The 25,825-nt window shown below is 61.8% G+C and carries 18 protein-coding genes; 2 read left to right on the top strand and 16 right to left on the bottom strand.

The window, feature by feature from the left end:
- Positions 1–169 precede the first annotated feature (169 nt).
- The 9 genes from hutH (EPZ47_RS01800) to hutC form a co-directional block, all read right to left on the bottom strand.
- The gene (hutH, locus tag EPZ47_RS01800; RefSeq protein WP_135843266.1) at positions 170–1,702 is read right to left on the bottom strand and encodes a histidine ammonia-lyase; all 1,533 of its coding nucleotides are present in this window, start codon (positions 1,700–1,702) and stop codon (positions 170–172) included.
- Between the two features lie 129 nt (positions 1,703–1,831).
- Positions 1,832–3,355: a histidine ammonia-lyase gene (hutH, locus tag EPZ47_RS01795; protein ID WP_135843265.1), complete on the bottom strand. Its 1,524-nt coding sequence runs from the start codon at positions 3,353–3,355 to the stop codon at positions 1,832–1,834.
- A gap of 141 nt (positions 3,356–3,496) precedes the next feature.
- Positions 3,497–4,327 (bottom strand): quaternary amine ABC transporter ATP-binding protein, encoded by an 831-nt coding sequence (locus EPZ47_RS01790; RefSeq protein WP_135843264.1) that lies wholly within the window; start codon positions 4,325–4,327, stop codon positions 3,497–3,499.
- Positions 4,324–5,175, bottom strand: a complete 852-nt coding sequence (locus tag EPZ47_RS01785) for an ABC transporter permease (RefSeq protein WP_109752006.1) — start codon at positions 5,173–5,175, stop codon at positions 4,324–4,326. The genes EPZ47_RS01790 and EPZ47_RS01785 overlap by 4 nt, the downstream gene beginning before the upstream one ends.
- 70 nt (positions 5,176–5,245) lie before the next feature.
- Positions 5,246–6,214, bottom strand: coding sequence for an ABC transporter substrate-binding protein (locus EPZ47_RS01780; protein ID WP_135843263.1), 969 nt, complete (start codon positions 6,212–6,214; stop codon positions 5,246–5,248).
- Positions 6,215–6,283: 69 nt separating this feature from the next.
- Positions 6,284–7,750, bottom strand: coding sequence for a purine-cytosine permease family protein (locus tag EPZ47_RS01775; RefSeq protein ID WP_135843262.1), 1,467 nt, complete (start codon positions 7,748–7,750; stop codon positions 6,284–6,286).
- 148 nt (positions 7,751–7,898) lie between these two features.
- Positions 7,899–9,587 carry a urocanate hydratase gene (gene hutU, locus EPZ47_RS01770; protein WP_135843261.1) on the bottom strand — a complete coding sequence of 563 codons (1,689 nt, stop codon included), beginning with the start codon at positions 9,585–9,587 and terminating at the stop codon, positions 7,899–7,901.
- A gap of 385 nt (positions 9,588–9,972) precedes the next feature.
- Positions 9,973–10,542, bottom strand: coding sequence for a HutD/Ves family protein (locus tag EPZ47_RS01765; protein ID WP_135847934.1), 570 nt, complete (start codon positions 10,540–10,542; stop codon positions 9,973–9,975).
- Positions 10,542–11,252: a histidine utilization repressor gene (hutC, locus tag EPZ47_RS01760; protein WP_178084291.1), complete on the bottom strand. Its 711-nt coding sequence runs from the start codon at positions 11,250–11,252 to the stop codon at positions 10,542–10,544. Before hutC ends, EPZ47_RS01765 begins: the two co-directional genes overlap by 1 nt.
- A 143-nt stretch (positions 11,253–11,395) precedes the next feature.
- Between hutC and EPZ47_RS01755 the strand changes: the two genes are divergently transcribed.
- Positions 11,396–12,760: a formimidoylglutamate deiminase gene (locus EPZ47_RS01755; RefSeq protein ID WP_135843259.1), complete on the top strand. Its 1,365-nt coding sequence runs from the start codon at positions 11,396–11,398 to the stop codon at positions 12,758–12,760.
- A 122-nt stretch (positions 12,761–12,882) separates the two neighbouring features.
- Here EPZ47_RS01755 and EPZ47_RS01750 read toward each other — a convergent pair whose 3' ends face one another.
- Entirely contained in the window at positions 12,883–13,452 is a 570-nt protein-coding gene (locus EPZ47_RS01750) for a lipocalin family protein (RefSeq protein ID WP_135843258.1), read from the bottom strand.
- Positions 13,453–13,483: 31 nt separating this feature from the next.
- Positions 13,484–13,738: an outer membrane protein assembly factor BamE gene (locus tag EPZ47_RS01745; RefSeq protein WP_135843257.1), complete on the bottom strand. Its 255-nt coding sequence runs from the start codon at positions 13,736–13,738 to the stop codon at positions 13,484–13,486.
- Positions 13,739–14,021: 283 nt separating this feature from the next.
- Between EPZ47_RS01745 and EPZ47_RS01740 the strand changes: the two genes are divergently transcribed.
- On the top strand, positions 14,022–15,914 hold the full coding sequence (locus tag EPZ47_RS01740) for a methyl-accepting chemotaxis protein (protein WP_202879084.1): 1,893 nt from the start codon (positions 14,022–14,024) through the stop codon (positions 15,912–15,914).
- A 122-nt stretch (positions 15,915–16,036) separates the two neighbouring features.
- Here EPZ47_RS01740 and EPZ47_RS01735 read toward each other — a convergent pair whose 3' ends face one another.
- The 5 genes from EPZ47_RS01735 to EPZ47_RS01710 all read right to left on the bottom strand — a co-directional run bounded on the left by EPZ47_RS01735 (position 16,037) and on the right by EPZ47_RS01710 (position 25,610).
- Positions 16,037–16,633, bottom strand: a complete 597-nt coding sequence (locus EPZ47_RS01735; protein WP_135843255.1) for a DUF924 family protein — start codon at positions 16,631–16,633, stop codon at positions 16,037–16,039.
- A 3-nt stretch (positions 16,634–16,636) separates the two neighbouring features.
- Entirely contained in the window at positions 16,637–17,647 is a 1,011-nt protein-coding gene (locus tag EPZ47_RS01730) for a class 1 fructose-bisphosphatase (protein ID WP_135843254.1), read from the bottom strand.
- A 241-nt stretch (positions 17,648–17,888) separates the two neighbouring features.
- Positions 17,889–19,259, bottom strand: a complete 1,371-nt coding sequence (locus tag EPZ47_RS01725) for a DUF3999 domain-containing protein (protein ID WP_135843253.1) — start codon at positions 19,257–19,259, stop codon at positions 17,889–17,891.
- The gene (locus EPZ47_RS01720; RefSeq protein ID WP_135843252.1) at positions 19,256–22,870 is read right to left on the bottom strand and encodes a DUF2339 domain-containing protein; all 3,615 of its coding nucleotides are present in this window, start codon (positions 22,868–22,870) and stop codon (positions 19,256–19,258) included. Before EPZ47_RS01720 ends, EPZ47_RS01725 begins: the two co-directional genes overlap by 4 nt.
- A 289-nt stretch (positions 22,871–23,159) precedes the next feature.
- On the bottom strand, positions 23,160–25,610 hold the full coding sequence (locus EPZ47_RS01710) for a glycogen/starch/alpha-glucan phosphorylase (protein ID WP_135843251.1): 2,451 nt from the start codon (positions 25,608–25,610) through the stop codon (positions 23,160–23,162).
- Positions 25,611–25,825 lie beyond the last annotated feature (215 nt).

The following is a 25,825-nucleotide window of genomic DNA, read 5'->3' as shown; positions in this document are numbered from 1 at the left end:
AGCTCGCTCCCACAAGGACCGCGCAGAACCTGTGGGAGCGGGCTTGCTCGCGAAGACGGCGGCACATTCGACATTGATACAAGCTGACCCTCCGCTTTCGCGAGCAAGCCCGCTCCCACAGGTATCGAGGCTGATCAAACATCATGTGTGCCTGCCTGCGGTAAGGCCCTTACAGGCTCGGCAACAACTGCGCCATCACCAGCTCATTCAGGCAACGGCTCGCCAACAACTCGCTCGCCGCATTGATGTCCGGCGCAAAGAACCGATCCTTCTCATAAAACGGTACGTCTGCACGCAAGAGCGCACGGGCCTGTTCCAGCTTCGCGGAGGTCTTCAAGCCACCGCGCAGGTCCAACCCCTGGCAAGCCGCCAGCCACTCCACCGCGAGGATTCCGCGGGTGTTCTCAGCCATTTCCCACAGGCGCTTGCCAGCCGCCGGGGCCATGGACACATGGTCTTCCTGGTTGGCCGAAGTCGGCAGGCTGTCCACCGAATGGGGATGGGACAGCGCCTTGTTTTCGCTGGCCAGGGCGGCCGCGGTGACCTGGGCGATCATGAAGCCGGAGTTCACCCCGCCATTGGCCACCAGGAACGGCGGCAATTGCGACATGTGCTTGTCCATCATCAACGAAATACGGCGCTCGCTCAGGGAGCCGATCTCGGCAATCGCCAGGGCCATGTTGTCGGCAGCCATTGCCACCGGTTCAGCGTGGAAGTTGCCACCGGAAATCACGTCGCCCTCGGCGGCGAATACCAACGGGTTATCCGACACCGCGTTGGCCTCGATCACCAACACCTCGGCGGCCTGGCGGAACTGGGTCAGGCAGGCACCCATCACTTGCGGTTGGCAACGCAGGGAGTACGGGTCCTGAACCTTGTCGCAGTTCTGGTGCGAATCGGAGACTTCGCTGCGCTCGCCCAGCAGATCACGGTAAGCGGCGGCGGCATCGATCTGGCCTTTCTGGCCGCGAGCGGCATGGATGCGCGCATCGAACGGCGAACGCGAACCGAGCACGGCTTCTACGGTGAGGCTGCCCAGAGCCAGGGCGCCGGCGAACAGGTCTTCACCTTCAAACAGGCCACGCAGGGCAAACGCGGTGGACACCTGGGTGCCATTGAGCAGCGCCAGGCCTTCCTTCGCGGCCAGGGTCAGCGGCGCGAGACCGGCCACTTTCAATGCCTCGACGGCCGGCAGCCATTCGCCTTTGTAACGAGCCTTGCCTTCGCCCAGCAACACCAGGGACATGTGGGCCAGCGGCGCCAGGTCACCAGAGGCGCCGACCGAACCTTTAAGCGGAATGTGCGGATAGACCTCGGCATTGATCAGCGCGATCAGCGCATCGATCACTTGCCGGCGGATACCGGAAAAACCCCGGCTCAGGCTGTTGACCTTGAGCACCATGACCAGCCGAACCAGCGCGTCGCTGATCGGCTCGCCCACACCGGCGGCATGGGACAGCACCAGGGAGCGCTGCAGGTTTTCCAGGTCTTCACTGGCGATGCGGGTCGAGGCCAGCAGGCCGAAACCGGTGTTGATACCGTAGGCGGTGCGATTCTCGGCGAGGATCTGTTCCACGCAGGCGACGCTGGCCTCGATCTGCGCCGAGGCGCTGGCGTCGAGACTCAGGGTCACAGGCTGCTGATAGATATCACGCAATTGAGCCAGGCTCAGTTGGCCGGGGATCAGGTTCAAAGCTTTCATTTCATGCTCCTTTTGAGAGTTTTTTATTCACCCGCCAATCGCTCCGGAATGTTCCGTTATCCGTCACCTTCGCTTTTTGGGCGATGCTTTATGGGCAATAGGTGCCTTGGCACGCTGGCGGTTTTTTGATCAATTCAAATTCGGTAAAGCGTCGTGCAGCACGCTCGGGGTTTTAAGCAGCGCGGCGGCGCTGGCGATGTCCGGCGCCAGCCAGCGGTCCTGGTCGTAGGCCGGGACATGCTCGCGCAGCAGTTTCCAGGCAACGCCGGTGCCGGCACCGAAGCGTTGTGTCTTGAGAAATTCAAAGGCTTGGGCCGCCAGCAGGTATTCGATGGCGAGGATCTGTGTGCAGTTTTCCAACGCTCGATGCAGCTTCAGGGCAGCGTTGGTGCCCATGCTCAAGTGGTCCTCTTGCAGCCCTGAAGTGACGAAGTTGTCGAGCACCGCCGGTTGCGCCAGTTGGCGATTTTCCGCGCACAGCGAAGCGGCGACATACTGCACGATCATCATCCCCGAATTCACCCCGGGATTGGCCACCAAAAAAGCCGGCAGGCCACTGACGTGGGGGTTGATCAGACGATCGAGACGGCGCTCGGCGATGGAGCCGATCTCAGCCATGGCGATCGCCAGCAGATCAGCCGCCAGCGCCACCGACTGACCATGGGGATTGGCCTGGGACATCACTCGGAAGTTTTCCGGCGTGCCCAGCAACAACGGGTTATCGGTGGTGGCGTTGAGTTCGGTTTCGATCTGTTTGCGAGCATGCTCCAACTGATCGCGAGCGGCACCGTGTACTTGGGGAATCGAACGGATGCTCAAGGCGTCCTGGGTGCGAATGCCCAGGCTCGAGGCGATGACTTCGCTGCCATCGAGCAGGGTACGCAAGTTGACCCCGACCTGCTGCATACCCGGGTGCGGCTTGAGCGCGATGATCTCTGCATCGAACGCCGCGATCTGTCCGCGCAAGGCTTCGAAGCTCATGGCACCGATCACGTCGGCCCATTGCACCAACCGCGTCGCATCGGCCAGGGCCAGGCAGCTCAGACCGGTCATGCACGGCGTGCCGTTGACCAGGCACAAACCGTCCTTGGCCCCCAGTTGCACCGGTTGCAAGCCTTCTGCAGCCAGGGCCTGTTGCGCCGAAACGATTTGCCCGCGATAGCTGACATTGCCAACGCCCAGCAGCGCGATGCTGATGTGGGCCATGTGGGTCAGGTAGCCCACCGACCCCTGGGACGGCACCTGGGGCGTGATGCCGCGATTGAGCAGCGCCAGCAACGCTTCGACCACCCGGCGGTGAATGCCGGATTTGCCGTGGCTGTAGTTGAGAATGGCGGCACAGAGAATCGCCCGGGTCTGCTCATCGGAAAGCGGCGCGCCCACGCCACAGGCATGGCTGAGCAAGGTGTTGCGTGACAGTTGGCTGAGTTGTTCGTCCTTGAGCGAAACGTTGCACAAGGCTCCCAGGCCAGTGTTGACGCCATAGGCGCGCTCGCCGCTTTCGACGATGCGCTGGACGATGGCCTGGGCATTGTCGATCCGTGCCCAAGCCTGGGTCGACAGTTCCAGGGGCGCGCCGAAACGGGCGACGGCGACCACATCCTGCCAACGCAACGGAGCGTCGGCGATTACGATTTTTTCAGCCTGGGACATCTTCAACCTCGTGCTTACAACTTGAACATTGATCCAGCTTTGCCGGCCCTATCGCGAGCAAGCTCGCTCCCACAGGGGTACGCATTCCGATGTGGGAGCGAGCTTGCTCGCGATGGGGCCAGCCCAGCCACCACAAATTCCTCAAACCACCGCCGCACGCCGCTGCACAAACCGATCGACATACTCATCCGCCGGCGAGTGCAGGATCTCCCGGGGCGTGCCGACCTGGATCAGCTTGCCGTCCTTGAGGATCGCGATGCGGTTGCCGATGCGCACGGCCTCGTCGAGGTCGTGGGTGATGAACACGATGGTCTTGTGCAGGGTCTTTTGCAGTTCCAGCAACTGGTCCTGCATTTCCGCACGGATCAGCGGGTCGAGGGCGCTGAAGGCTTCGTCCATCAGGATGATGTCGGTGTCCGCCGCCAAGGCTCGGGCCAGGCCCACGCGCTGGCGCATGCCGCCGGAGAGCTGGTGCGGGTATTTGTTCTCGTAGCCCTTCAGGCCCACGGTGTTGATCCAGTGCAGCGCCCGTTCGGCGCACACTTGTTTGCTCTCGCCGCGCACTTTCAAACCGTAGGCGACGTTGTCCAGCACGCTCTTGTGGGGCAACAGGCCGAAGCTCTGGAACACCATGCTGATCTTGTGCCGACGAAATTCGCGCAGGGCGTCCATGTCCAGTTGCAGGATGTCTTCGCCGTCCACCAGGATCGCGCCGCTGGTAGGATCGATCAGTCGATTGAAGTGCCGCACCAGGGTGGACTTGCCGGAACCCGACAGGCCCATGATCACGAAGATCTCCCCCGTGCCGATGCTCAATGACAGGTCGTTCACACCGACGACGCAACCGGTATCGGCCAGCACCTGATCCTTGGTCTTGTTCTGGCGGATCAGTTCCAGGGCTTCCTTGGAGCGATTGCCGAAAATCTTGAAGACGTTTTTGACTTCGATTTTGCTGACGGTTGCGTTGTTCATTTGCTCACCTCATGCCGAGGACGACCATAGGCCTGGGTAATGCGGTCGATGACCACGGCGAGAATCACGATCGCCAGCCCGGCTTCCAGGCCGCGTCCGACGTTGAGGGTCTGGATGCCCACCAGTACGTCTTCACCCAGGCCTCGGGCGCCGATCATCGAAGCGATGACGACCATCGACAAGGCCATCATGGTGGTCTGGTTGATCCCGGCCATGATGCTCGGCAGGGCCAGGGGCAGTTGCACGCCGAACAGCTGCTGCCAGCGGTTGGCGCCGAAGGCGTTGATGGCTTCCATCACTTCGCCGTCTACCTGGCGAATGCCCAGGTCGGTCAGGCGAATCAGTGGCGGCGCGGCGTAGATCACCGTGGCGAAAATCGCCGGGACCTTGCCCAGGCCAAACAGCATCAACACCGGAATCAGGTACACGAAGCTCGGCATGGTCTGCATGATGTCCAGCAACGGCATCAGCACCGAACGCAGGCGATTGCTGCGCGCCGAGAGGATGCCCAGCGGAATGCCGATCAACACCGAGATCAGCGTCGCCACCAGCATCAGGGCGAGGGTCTGCATCAGTTTGTCCCACAGGCCCACCGCGCCCACCAGAAACAGCAGCCCGACGATCACTGCCGTGGCCACGACTTTGCGGGTGGCGTGCCAGGCAACGCCGCCGACGATGGCCAGCATCAGCCACCAGGGCGCCATGCGCAGCAGGCCTTCGAGGTTGACGATGGCCCACAGCAAGGTGTCGGAGATGTGCCGGAACACATCGCCATAGTTGGTCACCAGGGAGTCGACCCAACCGTTGACCCAGTCGGCAATAGAGAAGGTAAAGCTTTCGGGAAACATAAGAGACTCTCGATCAAATGGATGCAGTGAACGTCCCGGCCAGCCCTAGGGTTGGCCGGGGGTATTCGACCTACAGAGCCGCGTCGATTTTCTTGGCCGCGTCTTCACTGACCCAGGCGTGCCAGACTTCAGGATGTTCCTTCAGGAAGATCTTCGCCAGTTTCGGCGACTCGATCCGCTCCTTGGCCATACGGCCGAGGTTCTGGTTCAGGATATCGATGGGCAGGTTGACCTTTTCCAGCACCGCCACCAGTTCCGGGGCTTCGTCGTGGAAGGTCTTGGACAGGCCGACCTTGATACTCACGCTTTTATCCACGCCCGGTTTTTCTTCCAGTTTCACCAGGTCCACCTGGCCCATCAGCGGTGTTGGCGACCAGTAGTAGAACAGGATCGGCTCGCCACGCTTGTAGCTCGACAGCACCGCCGCATCCAAGGCCGGGCCGGTGCCTGGACGGAAGTTGGTGTAGGTTTTTTCCAGGCCATAACTTTTCAGCATTTCGCTGTTGTCCAGCTCGCAGGTCCAACCGGCCGGGCAGTTATAGAAACGGCCTTTGGACGGCTCCTCCTGATCCTTGAACACGGCGGCGTACTGGCCCAGGTCAGCGATGTTCTTCAGGCCCGGAGCCTTAGGCTCGAGCTTGCGTTTGGCGTCACCTTCGATCACGTAGCGCGGCACGTACCAGCCTTCAATGGCACCCACCACCGGCGCACCGACGCCGACCACTTTGCCGGCCTTCTCGGCCTTGTTCCAGACTTCACTGCGGCCGACCCACTCTTCGGCAAATACCTGGATGTCGTTGCTGCTCAGGGCGTTCTCCATGGTGATGGAGTTGCCTGGCAGGCTGTCGGTCTTGCAGCCGTAGCCTTTTTCCAGCACCACTTGCAGGACGTCGGTCAGCAGCATGCCGCTTTCCCAGTTCAGGCCGGCGAACTTCACCGGTTTGCCCGACTCGCACCAACCCGCCGCTTGCGTGGCGCCGGCGCTGGCCAGCAGGCCCATGGAAAGCAATGTGGTCAGCAGGGTCTTGTTCGATTTCATTGTGTGACGCTCCTAATCATTGAATTGGCTTACGGCAGTCAAGAGGCATCCAGCCCTGTCAACGTCCCATCAGGCCGCTTGGAGGCGGCCCGCCCTACTCGGTTGTGCGTCAACCGCGTCCTGCTCGACCGGCAGGATCAATTGGTCGGGTACGGCGCTATGCCACTTTCTGGCGGCGACGTAATACAGCCCCGCCGGCACCACCAGGCCGATGATCCAGGAGATATCCACGCCCCCCATCGCTTCCACCAGCGGACCGGTATAGAACTTGGTGGCGATGAACGGCAATTGAACCAGTACACCCAATACATAGACGCTGATACCCAGGGCGTTCCAACGCCCGTAGCGACCGTTCGGGTCAGCCAGTGCCGGCACGTCATAGCGCTCGCGAGTGATGCAGTAGTAGTCCACCAGGTTGATCGCGCTCCAAGGCGTAAAGAACGCCAGCAAGAACAGGATGAAGGACTTGAATGCACCGAGAAACGAGTGCTGGCCGAGCAGCGCGATCAGGGTCGCGGCACCGACGATGACCAGCACGAAGACCAGGCGCTGCAAGCGCGTTACGTTCAGGTGCCCACGGAAGCCGCTGATGATGGTGGCAATGCACATGAAGCTGCCGTAGGAGTTCAGCGTGGAAATGGTCACCTTGCCAAACGCGATGCTGAAGTACAGCAGCGCGGCGGTGGCGCCGGTCCCTCCCAGGCCAACGATGTAGGCCACTTCGTGACCTGCGAATTGCCCGTTGGCCGAGGCGGCGGCAAACACGCCGAGGATCATCGCCACTTGTGCGCCGATGACTGAACCGGCGCCTGCGGCAAAAAAGGTTTTCACCGAGGAAGTCTTGCTCGGCAGGTAACGCGAATAGTCAGCCACGTAGGGGCCGAAAGCGATCTGCCAGGATGCCGCGAGCGACACCGCCAGCAGGAAGCTGCTCCAGCTGAAATGGCGGATTTGCAGGAGTGCGCCGACGTCCGTCTGGCTCATCAGGCGAGCGAACAGGTAAACAAAGGCAATCACACCAATGATGCTGGCGACACGGCCAATGAAGTGAATCACCCGATAGCCGAGCACCGTGACCAGCACGATGACACTGGCGAAAATGAGGATGCCGACACTGTCACTGACGCCAAACAGCTGGCCCAGCGCCTGGCCGGAAAGCACGGTGCCTGTTGCGGTGAAACCCAGGTACATCAGGCACACCAGCACGATCGGAATGGCCGCGCCATACACACCAAACTGCACCCGGCTGGAGATCATCTGCGGCAGGCCGAGCTTGGGTCCTTGCGCGGCATGCAACGCCATGACGCCACCGCCGAGCAGTTGGCCGATCAGCAAGCCGATCAACGACCAGAACACATCACCGCCAAGCACCACCGCCAATGCACCCGTGACAATTGCCGTGATTTGCAGGTTGGCCCCCATCCAGAGGGTGAACTGGCTCAACAATCGGCCGTGCCTCTCCGCTTCCGGGATGTAGTCGATCGAACGTTTCTCGATCAACGGCTTGCTGCTTGCGCGTGTGCTACTGACAGCCATGGTTCAACCTCTGTGGATTGTCCTGGAATTTATTTGCGCCGCTTCCCTGTGGGAGCGAGCTTGCTCGCGATGGCGGAGGGTCAGCACCCGTTCCGTCGACTGACACGCCCTCATCGCGAGCAAGCTCGCTCCCACATGGGCTCCGGGGTTACTTGCCGGTGATCATCGGCAGATTCAGCCCCTGCTCCTTGGCGCAATCAATCGCGATCTGGTAACCCGCATCGGCATGGCGCATCACGCCAGTGCCTGGGTCGTTGTGCAGCACGCGGGCGATACGCTCAGCCGCTTCATCGGTGCCGTCGCAGACAATCACCATGCCCGAGTGCTGGGAGAAGCCCATGCCGACGCCGCCACCGTGGTGCAGCGACACCCAGGTCGCGCCGCTGGCGGTATTGAGCAAGGCGTTGAGCAGCGGCCAGTCAGAGACCGCATCGGAACCGTCCTGCATGGATTCGGTTTCACGGTTGGGGCTGGCCACGGAACCGGAATCCAAGTGGTCGCGGCCGATCACGATCGGGGCGGACAATTCGCCGCTGCGCACCATTTCGTTGAACGCCAAGCCCAGCTTGGCGCGCTGGCCCAGGCCGACCCAGCAGATACGTGCCGGCAGGCCCTGGAAGCTGATGCGCTCGCGCGCCATGTCCAGCCAGTTGTGCAGGTGGGCGTCGTCGGGGATCAGTTCCTTGACCTTGGCGTCGGTCTTGTAGATGTCCTGCGGATCACCCGACAGCGCGGCCCAGCGGAACGGGCCGATACCACGGCAGAACAGCGGACGGATGTAGGCTGGAACGAAGCCAGGGAAATCGAAGGCATTTTCGACACCCTCTTCCTGGGCCATCTGGCGGATGTTGTTGCCATAGTCAAAAGTCGGCACGCCCATTTTCTGGAAGTCCAACATGGCCTTCACGTGGACGGCCATTGATTGCTTGGCGGCCTTGACCACGGCAGCCGGCTCGGTCTTGGCGCGGGCACGGTATTGGTCCCAGGTCCAACCGGCCGGCAGGTAACCGTTGAGGGGATCGTGGGCGCTGGTCTGGTCGGTGACCATGTCTGGACGCACACCGCGACGGACCATTTCCGGCAGGATTTCGGCAGCGTTCCCACACAGCGCGATGGAAATCGCCTTGCCTTCTGCGGTGTATTTCGCAATACGGACCAGGGCATCGTCCAGGTCAGTGGCCTGCTCATCGACGTAGCGGGTCTTGAGACGGAAATCGATACTCACCTGCTGGCACTCGATGTTCAGCGAGCAAGCACCGGCCAGGGTCGCGGCCAACGGTTGCGCACCGCCCATGCCACCCAGGCCGGCGGTCAGGACCCACTTGCCTTTCAGGTCATCGTTGTAGTGCTGGCGACCGGCCTCGACGAAGGTTTCATAAGTGCCTTGCACGATGCCCTGGCTGCCGATGTAGATCCAGCTGCCGGCGGTCATCTGGCCGTACATGGCCAGACCCTTGGCGTCGAGTTCGTTGAAGTGTTCCCAAGTGGCCCAGTGCGGCACCAGGTTGGAGTTGGCGATCAGTACGCGAGGCGCGTTGCTGTGGGTCTTGAACACGCCTACCGGCTTGCCGGATTGCACCAGCAAGGTTTCGTCGTCATTCAGATTGGTCAGGCCTTCGACGATCTTGTCGTAGCACTCCCAGTTACGCGCCGCGCGACCGATGCCGCCGTAGACCACCAGCTCCTTTGGGTTCTCCGCCACTTCCGGGTCGAGATTGTTCATCAACATGCGCAGCGGCGCTTCGGTCAGCCAGCTCTTGGCGGTCAGCGTGTTACCGCGGGGGGCGCGGATTTCAACGTCACGGTACTTTTCAGGTTTGCGGGTAGCGTCGGTCACAGCAAAAACTCCTCAGCGATCAATCCAGACCAGCCCGGGCAGTGGGCAGCGATTCAGCGAACGTTGCGTTGAATATCGGTGACTCATACGCATACGTCTTTACTTGTATGTACAAGCATATGCAATCAAGCGGCCAACTTATTGAAATCGATGTTTAGGAACGGTTGGGGATTTGGCTGAACGCCTTGTGATTTAAGGGCTGCCGAGCTGCATGAAATTTTTGAAGAGGGTTTTTCAGGGGAAAATCGGAGGGCACAAAAGCGTGGTATTGCGCCACGCTGGGGCATTCGGTAACAAGTTGGTGCACATCGAAGGAACAATGAACACGCTTGTTGTGGCGAGGGAGCAAGCTCCCTCGCCACAAAAAGCGCTATCGCAGGGCGCCTTAGCGGGCAGTCAGCTCGATCACACAGCATTGCCCGTGGATAGAGACGTCCAGCAACCCGGTGTTACCGCTCAGTTGCAAACAGTCGTAGAGACCCAAGTCGGCGATGGACTCGCCAATCTTGATCGCCAATCCTGGGTCCGCGCTGAACACCAGCACCGTCCCCGCCTCGCTGAAAAACCGCTGCTCGCCAGTCATCCATTGCAACCGCGCGCGGTAACGCTGCGGCGCATAGATCAGATTGAAGTCGCGAATCGGCCCGCCCAGCAGCGTGCAATGGACATGGCTCTCACCGCTGAACGCAAAGGGGTCCAGCGGATGCAAAGGTCGCGTGGCCTGGCCATCGACGCTCAACGTCATGCCATCACCTTGCAGGACGCTGATGATCCGCTCGTAACCGGCGAAGGTGGAAAATCCACCCGACTCAGCGATATCGGCAATCGACAGGCGCCAGCCGAAACCTTCCAGGCCAGTGCCGGCATCACGGGTGATTTCCTCGGTGCTGCCGCCGCCATTCTTCCAAGGCATGCGGGGATAGTCTGCGGCACGGAGGACTTTGATCTGACTCATCATTTATGAAACCGCCCTTCCAGACTATGACGCGAACCCGGGTGAATCAGGCGCGCGGCAGTCACCGGCTGGCGCCCGGACCAGGTGCGGCGACGGATCAACAGGCACGGCTCGCCCCGTTCGATCTGCAGCAGCTTGCACTCGCTCGGTTCGGCAAGGATCGCTTCGACCACATGCTCGCCTTCGGTCAGCGGCGCGACCTGGTTCAAATAGGCGTAGGGGGTTTGCAGGGTGAAATCTTGCTTGAGGTATTCAGGCGCCACCATTGCGTTGACAAAACGGTCCTCGATTTGCACGGGGATATCGTTTTCAAAATGCACGATCAACGAGTGGAACACCTTCTGCCCTTCGCGCATGTCCAGGGCCAGGGCGCGCTCGGAACCGGCGGCCTCTTCTTCCAGGGTAATGACCTGGCAAGTGTGGCGATGGCCACGGGAGGCGATCTCGTCGGCGATGTTATGCACTTCGAACAATGCCGACTGGCTCTTGGGTTCGGCCACGAACGTGCCGACGCCCTGCATGCGCACCAACAGGCCATCAGCGGTCATTTCCCGCAGGGCACGGTTGATGGTCATGCGGCTGAAGCCCAGTTGGCTGACCAGCTCGCTTTCCGACGGCACGCGGTAATGCGGCGGCCAGTTTCCACTGTCGATCTGCTGGGTAATCATCTGTTTGACGCGGGCGTACAAGGGCGCCGGACTGTCACCCATGTTTGCGGCCAGCGGCGGTTTGGCAGGCGGAGTCGGCACGGCGGTTCCTTGTTCTGCAAATGAAGGTGCTAGCTTGCCGGAGTTTACCGGCCAGGCAAACGTCTGTATATGTATATACAAATTACGCACGATGAGGTTGAACCATGTCCGCCTTCTTTGCCGAACGCGCGCTGCTGCCTAGTGGATGGGCCAATGATGTACGTCTTGAGGTCAACGCCGAGGGCGTCCTGACCCATCTCCAGGCCGACGCTCACGCAGACGGCGCCGAACGGCTGGGCGGTCCGCTGCTGCCGGGCATGCCGAACCTGCACTCCCACGCCTTCCAACGGGCCATGGCCGGGTTGGCGGAAGTGGCGGGAAATCCCAACGACAGTTTCTGGACCTGGCGCGACTTGATGTATCGCCTCGTCGGAAAAATCAGCCCCGATCAACTCGGCATCATCGCCCGACAGCTCTACATTGAAATGCTCAAGACCGGTTACACCTCGGTTGCCGAATTCCACTATGTGCACCATGACATCGACGGCGCGCCTTATGCCGACCCGGCGGAACTGGCCTTGCGCATCAGCCACGCCGCCAGCGCCGCCGGCATCGGCCTGACGCTGCTGCCGGTGCTCTACAGTCATTCCGGTTTTGGCGGCCAGGCGCCCAATGACGGGCAGCGTCGCTTCATCAACAGCAGCGAAAACTACCTGAAACTTCAAGCGCGCCTGCAGCCGATCCTGGCCAAACAACCGGCTCAGGCACTGGGTTTGTGTTTTCACTCGCTGCGCGCCGTGACACCTGGCCAGATCCAGGAAGTGCTGGCCGCGAGCGACCGTCACTGCCCGGTGCACATCCACATTGCCGAGCAGCAGAAGGAAGTCGACGACTGCCTGAGCTGGAGCGGCGCTCGTCCGCTGCAATGGCTGTACGAAAACACCGAAGTGGATCAGCGCTGGTGCCTGGTCCACGCCACCCACGCCAACGCCCAGGAAGTCAGCCTCATGGCCAAGAGCCGGGCAATCGCCGGCCTGTGCCTGACCACCGAAGCCAACCTGGGCGACGGGATTTTCCCGGCCGTGGATTTCCTCGCCCAGGGCGGGCGCCTGGGGATCGGCTCCGACAGTCATGTGTCGTTGAGCGTGGTCGAAGAGTTGCGCTGGTTGGAGTACGGCCAGCGCCTGCGGGATCAACGGCGCAACCGCATGTATCGGGCGGATCAGCCGATGGTCGGTCGCACCTTGTTTGATGCTGCTTTGGAGGGTGGCGCCCAAGCTCTGGGGCAACCGGTCGGCGCCCTCGAGATCGGCAAGCGCGCCGACTGGCTGGTGCTCGATGGCAACGATCCGTACCTGGCCACGGCCCAGGGCGACGGGATCCTCAATCGCTGGCTGTTTGCCGGCGGGGATCGCCAGGTGCGCGACGTGATGGTCGGCGGACGGTGGGTGGTGCGCGATGGACGCCATGCCGGGGAAGAAGAAAGCGCCCGAGCGTTTACCCAGGTCTTGCGCGAGCTCTTAGGCTGACGCAGATAAAAAAGTGTGGGAGCGGGCTTGCTCGCGAAGGCGGTTTTTCAGCTAACGATTATGTCGGCTGATACACCGCCTTCGCGAGCAATCCCGCTCCCACATTGAGTATTTGCAGACAGTCAGTCCGAAGTCTTGGCCATCTGCCGATCCGACGCTCGCCAGATCAAGCGTGTCGTGTCATAGCCCTGCTGACGCGCCATGCTCAGCAGTTCTTCGCGCACGACGCTATTGACGGTCGGTGTGCGGGACAGCAACCACATGTAGCGGCGGCTCGGGTCGCCGACAATGGCGGTCTTGTAGTCGTCGCTGACGTACAGCACCCAGTATTGCCCTTTTGCCACACCCGGCACGATCCGCGAAAACCAGTTGTCGAACTCGACCCAGAGCTTGTCGGTCTTGCCCGGTACTTGTGGCGTAGCGGTACCGCGGGCCTCTTCCCACTGCCAGTCCGAAGTCAGGCAGCGATTGAGGACACCCACGTCGCCGTCAGGCTTGAGGGTGTAATGAGCTTCGGATTGCGCGCAGTTGCGCTGGAAATACATGGGCAGGCGGGCCAACTCGTACCAGGTCCCTTGGTAACGCTTGAGGTTGACGCTGCTGACCGTCTTGGGTGCCAACGGATCTTCGCCAGAAGTGGCACAGCCAGCCAAAACCAGGCCAGCTAAAAGCACTAACACTAACCGCATCATTATTTTTCTCCCGCGGGCGCTTGGCCCCGGTTTACTTCAGGCCTTGGCCGGAAAACATCAACACTTTGTCACCGGCGTACTGCACGCTGATAAAGCTTTTCTGGTCGCCCCAGGTGCAACTGGACATGCCGAGCGCGCCCGAACAATCGGTCGGTTTACCCAGTAACGTTTCGACTTCTGCCTTGGGCATCCCGGCTGACAGCTTCGAATAGTTTTCCTGGTTAACCTTGCTGCATGCAGTCAACACGACGCACACACACAACAAGGCAATAGATCGCAGCGACATGGTGTAACTCCTGGAACGGAAGGGGGTGGCTGGGTGCCAACCAGAAGCTTAGAAGAGAAAACCCCTATCTGGTTCCCCGACAGCCCTAGTATTTATTGGGCCCCAGGACGGTCTTTCGTCGGTAAATCAATCAGTTTGTGACGGCGTCGTGCATTTCGTCGGGATTACCCCGCCGATCGCTGATCTCTGGCACTTCCAGGCCGATAAAAAGAACAGCGCAAAGCCCTGCGTTATGGCAAATTGCCCCCCCTTCCTGACCAGCTCCTGTGCGGTAGCGCTCTTAATGACCAGAAACATGAAATTCAGCCACAAAATCCTCCTGGCTGCCGCTCTTGTGGTGGCCGTTGCATTCGCCTGTTTCATCCTGTTCAACGACTACCGTCAGCGCCAGAGCCTGCACGCCAGCACCGAGACCTCCATGCAGGAGCTCGGCAGCCTGACCAGCCGTAACATTCAGACGTGGGTCGAAGGCCGTATCCAACTGCTGCAATCGCTGGCCCAGCAGATCGCCGTAGACGGTAGCAGTGCCGACAGCCTCAAACGCGCCGTGGGCCTGCCGGTGTACACCAGCAACTTTCAGCTCAGCTATTTCGGTGGCACCGATGGCGTGATGTTCTCGGTACCAGCCGGCAATCGCGCCGCCGATTACGACCCGCGTGCCCGTGGCTGGTACAAGGCCGCCAACAGCGCACAGCAAGCCATCGTGACCGAACCCTACATTGCCGCCTCGTCGGGCAAACTGGTGATCACCGTCGCCACGCCGGTACAACACCAGAACCAAATGATCGGCGTGGCCGGTGCGGACATCGACCTGTCGAGCGTCAGCGCCATCATCAACTCGCTGAACTTCGGTGGCCACGGCCATGCGTTCATCGTCAGCGCCGACGGCAAGATCCTGATCCACCCTGACAGCAAGCGCGTGCTCAAAACCCTGGCCGAGGCCTACCCCAACGGCGCACCGCAAATCAGCCCGGGCGTGAAGGAAGTCGATCTCGACGGCAAGACCCAATTCATCTCCTTCACCCGCGTCAACGGCGTGCCGGGCGCCGATTGGTACGTGGCGCTGGTGCTCGACAAGGACACCGCCCTGGCGATGCTCAGCGAGTTCCGTACCTCGGCACTGATCGCCATGACCATTGCCGTGGTGTTCATCATTGCCCTGCTGGGCATGCTGATCCGCGTGCTGATGCAACCGCTGCTGACCATGGGTCGCGCCATGCATGACATCGCCGAAGGCGAAGGCGACCTGACCCGGCGCCTGGTCATTCACGGCCACGACGAATTCGGTGCCCTGGGCACTTCCTTCAACCGCTTTGTCGAGCGTATCCATACCTCGATTCGTGAAGTGGCCTCGGCCACCGGCCAGGTCAACGAAGTTGCCCTGCGCGTGGTCAGTGCGTCCAACTCGTCGATGTACAACTCCGACCAGCAAGCGTCGCGCACCAGCAGCGTGGCCGCGGCCATCAACCAACTCGGCGCCGCCGCCCAGGAAATCGCCCAGAACGCCGCCCTTGCCTCCCAGCACTCCAGCGATGCCCGCAGCCTGGCCGAAGACGGTCAGCAAGTGGTGGATAAAACCATCGCCGCCATGCAGCAGCTGTCGGCCAAGATCAGCGATTCGTGCGGCAACGTCGAAACCCTGAACAGCAACACGGTGAACATCGGTCAGATCCTGGAGGTGATCACCAGCATTTCCCAGCAGACCAACCTCCTCGCCCTGAACGCCGCCATCGAGGCCGCCCGGGCCGGTGAAGCCGGACGCGGCTTCGCGGTGGTAGCCGATGAAGTGCGCAACCTCGCCCACCGCACCCAGGATTCGGCGCAGCAAGTGCAGAAGATGATCGAAGAGCTGCAAGTCGGTGCCCGGGAAGCGGTGCTGACCATGACCGACAGCCAGCGCCAGAGCGAAAGCAGCGTCGGCATCGCCAACCAGGCCGGCGAACGCCTGGGCAGCGTGACCCAGCGCATCGGCGAAATCGACGGCATGAACCAGTCCGTGGCCACCGCCACCGAAGAGCAGACCGCCGTGGTGGAATCGATCAACGTCGACATCACCGAGATCAATACCCTGAACCAGGAAGGCGTGGAAAACCTGCAAGCGACATTGCGCGCCTGTGCCGACCTTGAACAGCAGGCGGCGCGCTTGAAGCAGTTGGTGGGTAGCTTCCGGATCTAACGCTCTCAAGGGCCCTTTCGCGAGCAAGCCCGCTCCCACAGTTGACCGAGCCCCGTCAGGGAAACACGATCGACTGTGGGAGCGGGCTTGCTCGCGAAGACGGCATCAGCCTCGCAGAAAATTCAGAACCTGGACCCAGGCCTGTTCAAGAACTCGATTTCCTCAGCCGTAGACTCGCGCCCCAACACCGCATTGCGGTGGGGAAAGCGCCCAAACCGCGCAATGATCTTCTGATGCCGCTCGGCATAATCCAGGTTGTCTTCAAACACCGCTCGATCCGCTTCAGGCTGCTCGCGAACCAAGTCGATGAACCGCGACACGGCCTCGTTCTGCACCGCCAGGTTTTCGCAGTGCTCGAGCACCAGGTAGATGAATACACGCTGGATCGGTTTGAGTTGCCGGTCGAAACCCGCCGCCATGCCCTGGGCCACCAGCGCTTGCGCTCGCAGGTCACCGGAAAAGGCCTTGGGCGTGTCGCGAAAGATCATTCGCGGGAGTTGATCAAGCAGCAGCACCAGGGCCAGCCAACCTTCTGGGCGTTGCGCCCAGTCGGTCAATCCGCCGGCCCGTGCTTGCTCAACCTGATCGCCGAAGCGCTCCTGCGCCTGGCGATCATGGCGTTTGCCAAACCACAGCTTGCCCTTGTCAGCGGCTATTTCGTCTGGCGTGTCGGCTGAACCAAACCACCAATCGAGCAACGGCTGCCAAGGCTGCGCCATGGTTTATTCCTTGTGATAGGCCGTCGCGCGGGCGACTTCTTCCTTCGAACCGAGGAACACGGCCACGCGCTGATGCAGGCCTTCAGGCTGGATGTCGAGAATGCGCTGGTGACCGTCAGTGGACGCGCCACCCGCCTGCTCCACCAGGAACGACATCGGGTTGGCTTCGTACATCAGGCGCAGCTTGCCCGGCTTGGACGGTTCGCGGCTATCGCGCGGGTACATGAACAAACCGCCACGGGTCAGGATGCGGTGCACGTCCGCGACCATCGCGGCGACCCAACGCATGTTGTAGTTCTTTTTCAGCGGGCCTTCTTCACCTGCCAGCAGCTCGGCGACGTAGCGCTGTACCGGAGCTTCCCAGTGCCGCTGGTTGGACATGTTGATGGCGAATTCCTGGGTGGTTTCAGGAATGGTGATGTCTTCGTGGGTCAGTACGAAGCTGCCCATCTCACGGTCCAGGGTGAAGCCTTTGACGCCGTCGCCCAGGGTCAGCACCAGCATGGTCTGAGGACCGTAGATGGCATAACCGGCGGCTACCTGCTCGGTGCCTGGCTGCAGGAAAGCCTTTTCATTCAAGGCTTCGTTCTGGCTCAGGTATTCGTTCGGGCAACGCAGTACCGAGAAGATGGTGCCGACCGGCGCGTTGATATCGATGTTCGACGAACCGTCCAGTGGATCGAACACCAGCAGGTAGGCACCCTTGGGGTATTTGCCCGGGATCTGGTAGGCGTTGTCCATTTCCTCGGAGGCCATGCCGGCCAGGTGACCGCCCCACTCGTTGGCTTCGAGCAGGATTTCGTTGGAAAGCACGTCGAGCTTCTTCTGCACTTCGCCCTGCACGTTTTCAGTGCCCATGCTGCCCAGGACACCACCCAGTGCGCCTTTGGAGACGGCGTGGCTGATCTCCTTGCACGCACGCGCCACCACTTCGATCAAAAAGCGCAGATCGGCAGGGGTGTTGTTGCTACGGGTCTGCTCAATCAAATAGCGACTCAAGGTAACGCGGGACATGGACGGCTCCGAAGAATAGGGGGCGGAAAAACCAGCGCAGTTTAGCGCGAGTCGGGACTTAATTCCTCCTATGAGACGGGATATAGGGGATTGAGTTCACGCAGTGGTGGTTGCTTGTGGATTTTGGGCGCCAGGGAGATCGCTTTCGCGAGCAAGCCCGCTCCCACAGGAGTACGCATTCCAATGTGGGAGCGGGCTTGCTCGCGAAATAGGCAACTCGGTTTATCGGTGTGCCCCACTTTCAGGATTTGACTGGCGGCTTGCGCAACAAGCTGAACGCCATCGCCGCGAGGAACAGCACACTGAGCAGCAGCACCGCCCACAAACCGATTTTTTTCCAGTTGGTCTCGACGGTCGCAGGTGTGGTTGCGGTAACCGGTGTCGCAGTTGCCACCCCATTCACCGTCGCCGTACCCAGCGCCGCCAGGCGTGACGGTTTGTAATCGGGCACCAGCGTCGTCAAGGGCAAACTGGCGGTTTTCACCGTCGCGCTGCCCAGCGCCAGACTGTAGGGCCCGTCGCCACGTGCGAGGAACACCACCTGAGTCGCGCGCACGGCAAAGCGCAGGGCCGGGGCTTCTGGACCCAGGCCGCCGCCCCGCTCGTCCACCGTCAGCTTCAATTGCTGAATGGTTTGGCCGGACAGCTGCAGTTGGTTTTGCAACACATCCTGGCCGTTCTGGGTCAGGCGATACAACAAGCCACTGCCCAGCGGCTGCCACGGCTGGCTGCTTTCCCGCCGCCCAGCCAAGGTCACCGGCGCCAGGCTGTTGGCTTGGCTCAGGTCCACCTGCACCTGCTCGATATTCAGCCCCATGGGCAGCTGCCAGGTGTATTCCCCGGCCTTCGTGGTGCTGCCAGCCAAAGGCTTTGACCAGACCAACGGCAACGGCAAGCTTTCGCGGCTGGCGCTTTGCAGCTGGGCCGAGGTCAGCACCGGCGCAGAGGACGGCGAATCCCACAATAACCGCAGATAGCGCGCCGGTTGCCCCGGCAGGCTCACTTCATGCTGCTCGACCCGCTCGTCGGCAAAGGTCAGGCGCGCCACCTGGCCTTCGCCCCATGACTGCCATTGCTGTAAGTCGTCACTGGCCTCGATGGTAAAGCGCTGGAAGCCGTCACGTTCGCTGGTCCAGTCAAGAATCAACTGCTGCAACGGCGCCTTGATCGCGCTGGCATCGAGCAACCAGCCACGCAGTTCCTCCTCTCCCGCCTCAAGCCGACTGGACGGCTGGACTTCCACCAGCGTGCCATTGGCGTTCGATTGCACGCGCACGCTGGGCGCGCGCTCGCTGTCGTCGGCGGCGTTGTACAGCGGGAACCACTTCACGTCGGTGAGGGTGCGGTTTTCCCGGCTCTGCGCCGACTCACGAACCAGCGCGTAGGCTTGGGCCTGACCGGCCGCGTTAAAGACCCGCAGGTCGCTCAAGTCGGTTTGCCGCGCTTGCAGCTGTACGTCCAGAGGTAACGGCAGGCGATACCACGGTCCCTCGCCGCTCAAGGCCAGTGGCACCTGATGGGCAAAGTCCGCCGGTTGCTCCTGGGCCGTTGCCGACAATGCCACCCACAGCCCGACCACACCCAGCCCGATCCGATTCAACGTGCGACTCAAGATGACACTCCCTCACTGACAGGCATTGGCGGTTCGGGCTGCGCGACCGTTTCCGGGCGTTTTGGCGGCAGCGGCGCGAAGTAGCCCACCACCAGCAACAGTACACCCACGCCGATAAACGACACGATCCGCGCCAGACCGCCACGGTTACTCAATTCAACAAAGAACAGCTTGGCCACGACCAGCGCAATCAACGCCGCGCCGATCAGCCACACTTCACGGCGATGGCGAAGATGACCACCAATCATCAGGCCCAGGGCGATCAGGGTCCAGACGATGGACAACCCGGCCTGCACGAACATGGACTCAAGCAACGCATCCAGCTCGAACGGCACCCCCATCCACTGGTGGGCGCTGCGCATCACCAGGGCGGTGAAGAACGCGAACAGCGACACGCCGGCGACCAACTGGGCGATGTGTCCGACGCGACTCCAACGGTTCGTCGATTGCGCCACGGCGTTGCGGGCCCACACATAGACACCGAACAAGGCGAACAGCAGGCCCAGCTCCAAGGGATTGAGCAGCGGCACATAGGGCAGTGGCTCCGCGGTGCCATCGCTGAAGGTGTTGGTCAGCCAGAACCAGCCGAGCATCAACAGCGCCATGGGCGCCGCCGCATAGACTCGGTATTCGCGCGACTGGGCCGAGATCGGCCATGGCCAGGCACGCGGCGCGGCCATCAACACCAGGTACAGGCTCGGCAGAATCGCCCAGCCCAACCAGCGCCAGGCGTTGTACTGCTCGGACAACAACAGCAGGCCGTAACGCAACTCCAGCATCAACACCGCCATCAGCAACCAGCAACCGAGCACATGGGCGGTACTGCGCGCCTGGGCCGGCAGCATCGGTGCCAGGCGCTTGAGGGAGAGGAAGTGCACGCCAAATACCGCCAGCCAGGCCAGCCAGCCGAAATCCGCGGCCGGGTGATAGTAGCTGTGCCCCGTCGCCACCAGCACGCAACCCGCCGCCGGAATCAACAAGGTGCACAGCAGCCCCAGCGCCGGCCAGTTCAAACGCAGTGCCAAGACAGTCCACAGCGCCACACTGATCGCCGCGACGAGCAGCAGCAAGCTGCCCTGCAGGTTCACCGGGGCAAAGCGCAGCACTTCGCTGACCCACGCCAACGCCCACCAACCGGCTCCCCAGATCAACAACATCTCGGACAGGCGCTGCAAGCTCATGGCTTCAAATACCGCCGCCGAATGGCCGCGCTGCAATCGCCATGCGCCCACCAACGCCGCCAGCCCCAGCACCAGCGGCGTCCAGAACCCGCTGTGGGCCAGGGGCCGCAGATCCTCGGCATTGAGCGGCCCCAGCAGCGCCGGCCCCGCCGTGAGGAACGCCGCACCGCCCAACAGTTGCAACAGCAGGCCGAAGACAAAGCTCACGCGCTGCTTCAGGTACAGGCTCAACCAGATGATCAGCAGACCGCTGGCCGCCCACACACCGCTCGCTGTTTGCCAAGGCAGGACGAACAGCACAGCGAGGTTGATCAGCACCAACCCGGCCAGCAACACCACTGACAACCCGCGCAGCAATCGGACGTCGTTGCGCACCATGTCATCGCGTGCCGCCAGCAACATACCGCCAATCAATGCCAGACCGATCAGGGAAGCACTGAGCAAACCGCTCCAGCCGGCACTGAACACCGCCGCCGAGTCACCCTCGGCGCCTTGCAGGCGCAACAGGAACAGCGCGCCGCCGAGCAACTGCACCGCAAACGCGGTGAACAGGAAGCTGCGCGATTGCAGGCGCAGGCCAACAAACAGTGTCGCCAAACCGGCCAGGGCCCAGGCGATAGCGGTGCCGTGGGTGAAGAAAAACAGCGGCGCCAGCAGATACAGGAAGCTGAGTCCCAGGACAGCCAGCACCGGCAAACCCTGGCGCTCCCAATTCGAGGTGAGCTCTGGCGCAGCCTTGCGCAACTGGTAGAAGGTGAAGAGCAAGGCGCCGCCGAGCATCAACGCGCCCAACGGTGGGCCATCGAGCAGGCTGCTCTCGCCGGTCCGCAGTTCGCTGATGAATGCCAGTGCCGAGCCCAGTTGCAGCAGCAAGGCAAAGGCCCGGGCGAAGGGTCGTTGCTGACGCAGGCCCAACCAGAAGATCCCCGCGCCCTCCACGGCCCAGGCTGCCGAGGTCCAACGGGCGTCGAGCCCCAAGGGAATCGCCAGGCTGGCAAAAATCACCCCCAGGGCCAGGCAGGTTTCAGCCAGCAGCAAGGCCCGGCCGCCCATCAGCACGCGGGCCAGGCCCATGTAGATCATGCCCAGGGCCAGGGCACTGAACGCAGCGGCGAACTCCAGGTGCTGCACCAAGGCGAACTGCAAACCGAAACCCACCAGCGGCGGCGCGAACAGCATCGTGCCGTCCACGTAATCGCCCTTGCGCGTCGACCAGCGCAACAACGCATCGCGGCTGCCGTCCTCGGGGGCGTCGCTCATTTCCAACAGTTTGCGACGGGTGAACAGCAAGCCGATCGCCAGGTAAATGAGGAAGAACAGGATCAGGAACGGCTCGGTGCTCCAGAGCAGCTCCGGCGCGTAAGAGCGCAGGCCCCAGGCCAAACCGATGCCGAAGGTGCCGACGAAGCCGATCAGATTGAGCAGGCGCCAGGCCTTGAACCAGGCAATCGCGAGGATGCCGGCGTTGAGCAGGATGAAGTAACTGAACAGGGCGACGTGGTTGCCGCTGCCGGTGGAAGTCAGGATCGGTGCGGCAAACCCGCCCAACGCTGCGGCGGCGGCCAGGCCCAAGGCGTTCTGGGTCACCGCCAGGATCGCCGAGAACACCGTGACGGCCACCAGCAAGCCCAGGGCGGCCTTGGAGTCGAGCAATGGGTGCAGGCGCATGGCAGCGAACACGGTCAAGTACAGCACCGCGATCCCGGTGCCCTGAAGCATCAGCGCATAATTGTTGTTGCGTTGGCGCAGCCACCAACCCAGGCCCAGCAGGCCCAAGGCACTGGCCGCGACGCCGGCGTAACGCAGTTCGATCGGGACCACCATGCCTTCAGTGGCATAGCGCAGCAGGAACGCCAGGCCGAGGAACAACAGCACCACGCCGACCCGCAGCACGGTGTTGCCGCCAAACAGCCAATTGCGCGCGCCCATCCAGGCGCGGTCGAATAGATTCGGGCCACGAGGAGCTACGGGCTCAAAAACCACCGGTTCCGGGCGAGCCGGTTTGCGGGCGGCGGGCTTGGAGGCGACAGACTGAGGTTTCCAGATGTCGTCGGGCAGGGGCTGACTGGCTTGCGTAGCCATTGCCGAGACGGGCTCGAGGTCAGGCGGCAGTTCCCAGCTCAACTCCGGCTCGACGCGAGGTTCGGCTTTCGGTGACTGGGCGACGACGACTTCAGGCGCTGGCGCCGGATCACCCGGTGCAGCAGTGGTGCCGCGCTCAAGCACCGTCAGACGCGCTTGCAGCTCGATCAAGCTACGCTGCGCCTCCTGCAGAAGGCCCTGTTGCTTGGCGGCCTGGACAGCCAGGCGGCTCAGCCGGAATGCTTGGGCGATGCCAAGTCCCACCAGCGCACCTATCAGCGCATCGGCGAACGACTCATCCACCACCCAGCCGAGTGCCAGGCCCAACAGCGTCAAAATCCATTGCATAGTCGATATCCCTAAGCCGCCCGTTGCGGGCATAACCGGGGTGATGCGGTGCCTGGATCAGTCTAGTGGAACAGCACAAACCTTGTGGGAGCGGGCTTGCTCGCGAATGCGGAGTGTCAGTCACAGCAACGTTGACTGTTACACCGCATTCGCGAGCAAGCCCGCTCCCACATTGGATTGGTGCGCTTCCAAATACTGAGTCCGCCGCACAACCCGGCGAAACTGGCACTTAGTATATCGACGAAGCCCAACCGCCGTTGGGCTTCGCTCACATTTCTTACAGCAAATGCTACTCCAGGGCCTTCCAGATGTCGGTGGCGTACTCGCGGATAGTCCGATCCGAGGAGAACCAGCCCATGCGCGCGGTGTTCAGTACCGCCGAACGCCACCACTGCTTGGAGTCGTGCCAACGCTCTTCGACCTTGGCCTGGGCGTTCCAGTACGAGTCGAAGTCGGCGCAGACCAGGAAGCGGTCGTAGTCCACCAACGAATCCACCAACCCGGTATAGCGCATCGGATCATCCGGCGAGAACACCCCGCCACGAATCGCCTGCAACACATCATTGAGGCGATGGGACGCGGCGATGTCCGGCGCGGCGCTGAACTCACCGTTCTGCTTGCGGGCTTCCACCTGCTCGGCGGTCAGGCCGAAGATGAACATATGCTCACCGCCCACGCGCTCATGCATCTCTACGTTGGCGCCGTCCATGGTGCCGATGGTCAGCGCACCGTTGAGGCCGAACTTCATGTTGCTGGTGCCCGACGCTTCGAAACCGGCCGTGGAGATCTGCTCCGACAAGTCCGCCGCCGGGATAATGCTCTCGGCCAGGCTGACGTTGTAGTTGGGCAGAAACACCACTTTGAGCAGGCCACGTACGGTCGGGTCGTTGTTCACTACCCGGGCGATGTCGTTGGTCAACTTGATGATCAGCTTGGCCTGGTGGTAACTGGCAGCGGCCTTGCCGGCGAAGATCTTCACCCGTGGCACCCAGTCCACTTCCGGCTCGGCGCGAATCGCCTGGTACAGCGCCACGGTGTGCATCAGGTTGAGCAACTGGCGCTTGTATTCGTGGATCCGCTTGACCTGCACATCGAACATCGCCGCCGGGTTCACGGCGATACCGAGCCGCTCGTGGATCAGATACGCCAGGGCCTTCTTGCTGTGCAGCCGCTGCTCGGCGAACTGTTTGCGAAACGCCGGCTTATCGGCGAACGGCTCCAGTTCGATCAGGCGCTCTTCGGGGTTATCGAGCACGCTCGGGCCGAGGGCGTCGACCATCATCGAGGTCAGTTCGGCGTTGGCCTGGAACAACCAGCGGCGGAAGGTGATGCCATTGGTCTTGTTGTTGATCCGATCCGGATAGAGCTTGTGCATCTCGGAGAACACCGTGCTGCGCATCAGCTGCGTGTGTAGCGCGGATACACCGTTGACGCTGTGGGAGCCGAGGAACGCCAGATTGCCCATGCGCACCCGACGACCGTTGTCCTCTTCGATCAGCGAAACCGAGCGCAGCACGTCGAAATCATGCACGCCCTTGGCCCGCAACGAATCGATGTGCTGGGCGTTGATCAGGTAAATGATCTGCATGTGCCGGGGCAACATGCGCTCCATCAACCCGACTGGCCAGGTTTCCAGGGCTTCGGGCAGCAGCGTGTGGTTGGTGTAGGACAGCGTGTCCTGGGTGATCTGCCAGGCCGCGTCCCATGCCACGTCATAGACGTCCACCAACTGCCGCATCAGCTCGGCCACGGCGATTGACGGGTGAGTGTCGTTGAGCTGGATCGCCGCGTGGTCGCCCAGGGTCAGCACTGAGGTGTGCATGTTGCGATGACGGCGCAGCAAGTCCTGCAACGAGGCGGCGACGAAGAAATACTCCTGGCGCAGGCGCAGTTCCTGGCCAGCTTCGGTGCTGTCGGCCGGGTAGAGTACGCGGGAAATACTTTCGGCACGGGCCACTTCTGCCACCGCCCCCAAATGGTCGCCGGCATTGAAGCGTTCCAGGTGCAGGTCTTCCACAGCCCGGGCGCGCCATAGACGCAGGGTGTTGACGCTGGCACCACGCCACCCCACCACCGGGGTGTCATAGGCGATGGCACGCACGGTTTCGCCCGGCGTCCAGACTTGTCGAGTCTTGCCAGCCTCATCAGTCACCGTTTCGACGCCGCCGCCAAAGCCGATCGGGTAGACCACCTCCGGTCGTTCAAACTCCCACGGGTTGCCGAAATCCAGCCAGTGCTCGGTCTGCTCCTGCTGCCAGCCGTCAACGATGGCCTGACGAAACAGACCATGCTCATAACGAATGCCGTAGCCGTGGCCAGCGATGCCCAGGGTCGACATGCTTTCCATGAAACACGCCGCCAACCGGCCGAGGCCGCCATTGCCCAACGCCGCATCCGGTTCGAGCAGGCGAATGCGTTCCAGGTCCACGCCCAGTTCGGTCAACGCTTCACGGGCGGTGTCCAACAGGCCGAGATTGCTCAGGCTGTCATAGAGCAAGCGCCCAATGAGGAATTCCAGGGAGAGGTAATAGACGCGCTTCTGGCCCTTGCGGTAGATCTGCCGCGTGTGGTCCATCCAGTGTTCGACCATGTGGTCGCGGGCGGCCAGGGCAATGGCTTCGAACCAGTCGTGATCAAACGCATGATCCGGGTCCTTGCCAACGGCATAAGTGAGTTTGGTCAACACAGCATCGCGAAAAGCAGCGACTTCGGCTTCGCGAACAAGTGGTTCTTGAGTCATTGATGAGACCTCGAACGAGCATGGAATTGTCTGAGCCTAGTCGGTCTGACAGGCGGTACAGGCGCAGGTTCGGTGGTTTTTCCACCACGCCGGAGAATCATCGCCATGGAACGGCCCTATGGGCGAATGAATGCAGGGGGCGTGCCGGTCCTGGAGCGTTTTGGCGGGGATGAAAAAAAACCGGCAGATGGTCGTTCAAAATTTCACCAGTCCCG

It is taken from the genome of Pseudomonas viciae, from assembly GCF_004786035.1.
GTDB classification, from domain to species: domain Bacteria; phylum Pseudomonadota; class Gammaproteobacteria; order Pseudomonadales; family Pseudomonadaceae; genus Aquipseudomonas; species Aquipseudomonas viciae.
Note: the sequence above shows the minus strand (reverse complement) of the source record. Positions and strands in the feature narration are given on the sequence as shown.

What these genes read in the sequence shown, in the direction of transcription:
- hutH (WP_135843266.1), bottom strand. Translation starts at nt 1,702, where the DNA reads ATGAAAGCTTTGAACCTGATCCCCGGCCAACTGAGCCTGGCTCAATTG.
- hutH (WP_135843265.1), bottom strand. Translation starts at nt 3,355, where the DNA reads ATGTCCCAGGCTGAAAAAATCGTAATCGCCGACGCTCCGTTGCGTTGG.
- EPZ47_RS01790 (WP_135843264.1), bottom strand. Translation starts at nt 4,327, where the DNA reads ATGAACAACGCAACCGTCAGCAAAATCGAAGTCAAAAACGTCTTCAAG.
- EPZ47_RS01785 (WP_109752006.1), bottom strand. Translation starts at nt 5,175, where the DNA reads ATGTTTCCCGAAAGCTTTACCTTCTCTATTGCCGACTGGGTCAACGGT.
- EPZ47_RS01780 (WP_135843263.1), bottom strand. Translation starts at nt 6,214, where the DNA reads ATGAAATCGAACAAGACCCTGCTGACCACATTGCTTTCCATGGGCCTG.
- EPZ47_RS01775 (WP_135843262.1), bottom strand. Translation starts at nt 7,750, where the DNA reads ATGGCTGTCAGTAGCACACGCGCAAGCAGCAAGCCGTTGATCGAGAAA.
- EPZ47_RS01765 (WP_135847934.1), bottom strand. Translation starts at nt 10,542, where the DNA reads ATGAGTCAGATCAAAGTCCTCCGTGCCGCAGACTATCCCCGCATGCCT.
- hutC (WP_178084291.1), bottom strand. Translation starts at nt 11,252, where the DNA reads ATGGGTGACAGTCCGGCGCCCTTGTACGCCCGCGTCAAACAGATGATT.
- EPZ47_RS01755 (WP_135843259.1), top strand. Translation starts at nt 11,396, where the DNA reads ATGTCCGCCTTCTTTGCCGAACGCGCGCTGCTGCCTAGTGGATGGGCC.
- EPZ47_RS01750 (WP_135843258.1), bottom strand. Translation starts at nt 13,452, where the DNA reads ATGATGCGGTTAGTGTTAGTGCTTTTAGCTGGCCTGGTTTTGGCTGGC.
- EPZ47_RS01745 (WP_135843257.1), bottom strand. Translation starts at nt 13,738, where the DNA reads ATGTCGCTGCGATCTATTGCCTTGTTGTGTGTGTGCGTCGTGTTGACT.
- EPZ47_RS01740 (WP_202879084.1), top strand. Translation starts at nt 14,022, where the DNA reads ATGACCAGAAACATGAAATTCAGCCACAAAATCCTCCTGGCTGCCGCT.
- EPZ47_RS01735 (WP_135843255.1), bottom strand. Translation starts at nt 16,633, where the DNA reads ATGGCGCAGCCTTGGCAGCCGTTGCTCGATTGGTGGTTTGGTTCAGCC.
- EPZ47_RS01730 (WP_135843254.1), bottom strand. Translation starts at nt 17,647, where the DNA reads ATGTCCCGCGTTACCTTGAGTCGCTATTTGATTGAGCAGACCCGTAGC.
- EPZ47_RS01720 (WP_135843252.1), bottom strand. Translation starts at nt 22,870, where the DNA reads ATGCAATGGATTTTGACGCTGTTGGGCCTGGCACTCGGCTGGGTGGTG.
- EPZ47_RS01710 (WP_135843251.1), bottom strand. Translation starts at nt 25,610, where the DNA reads ATGACTCAAGAACCACTTGTTCGCGAAGCCGAAGTCGCTGCTTTTCGC.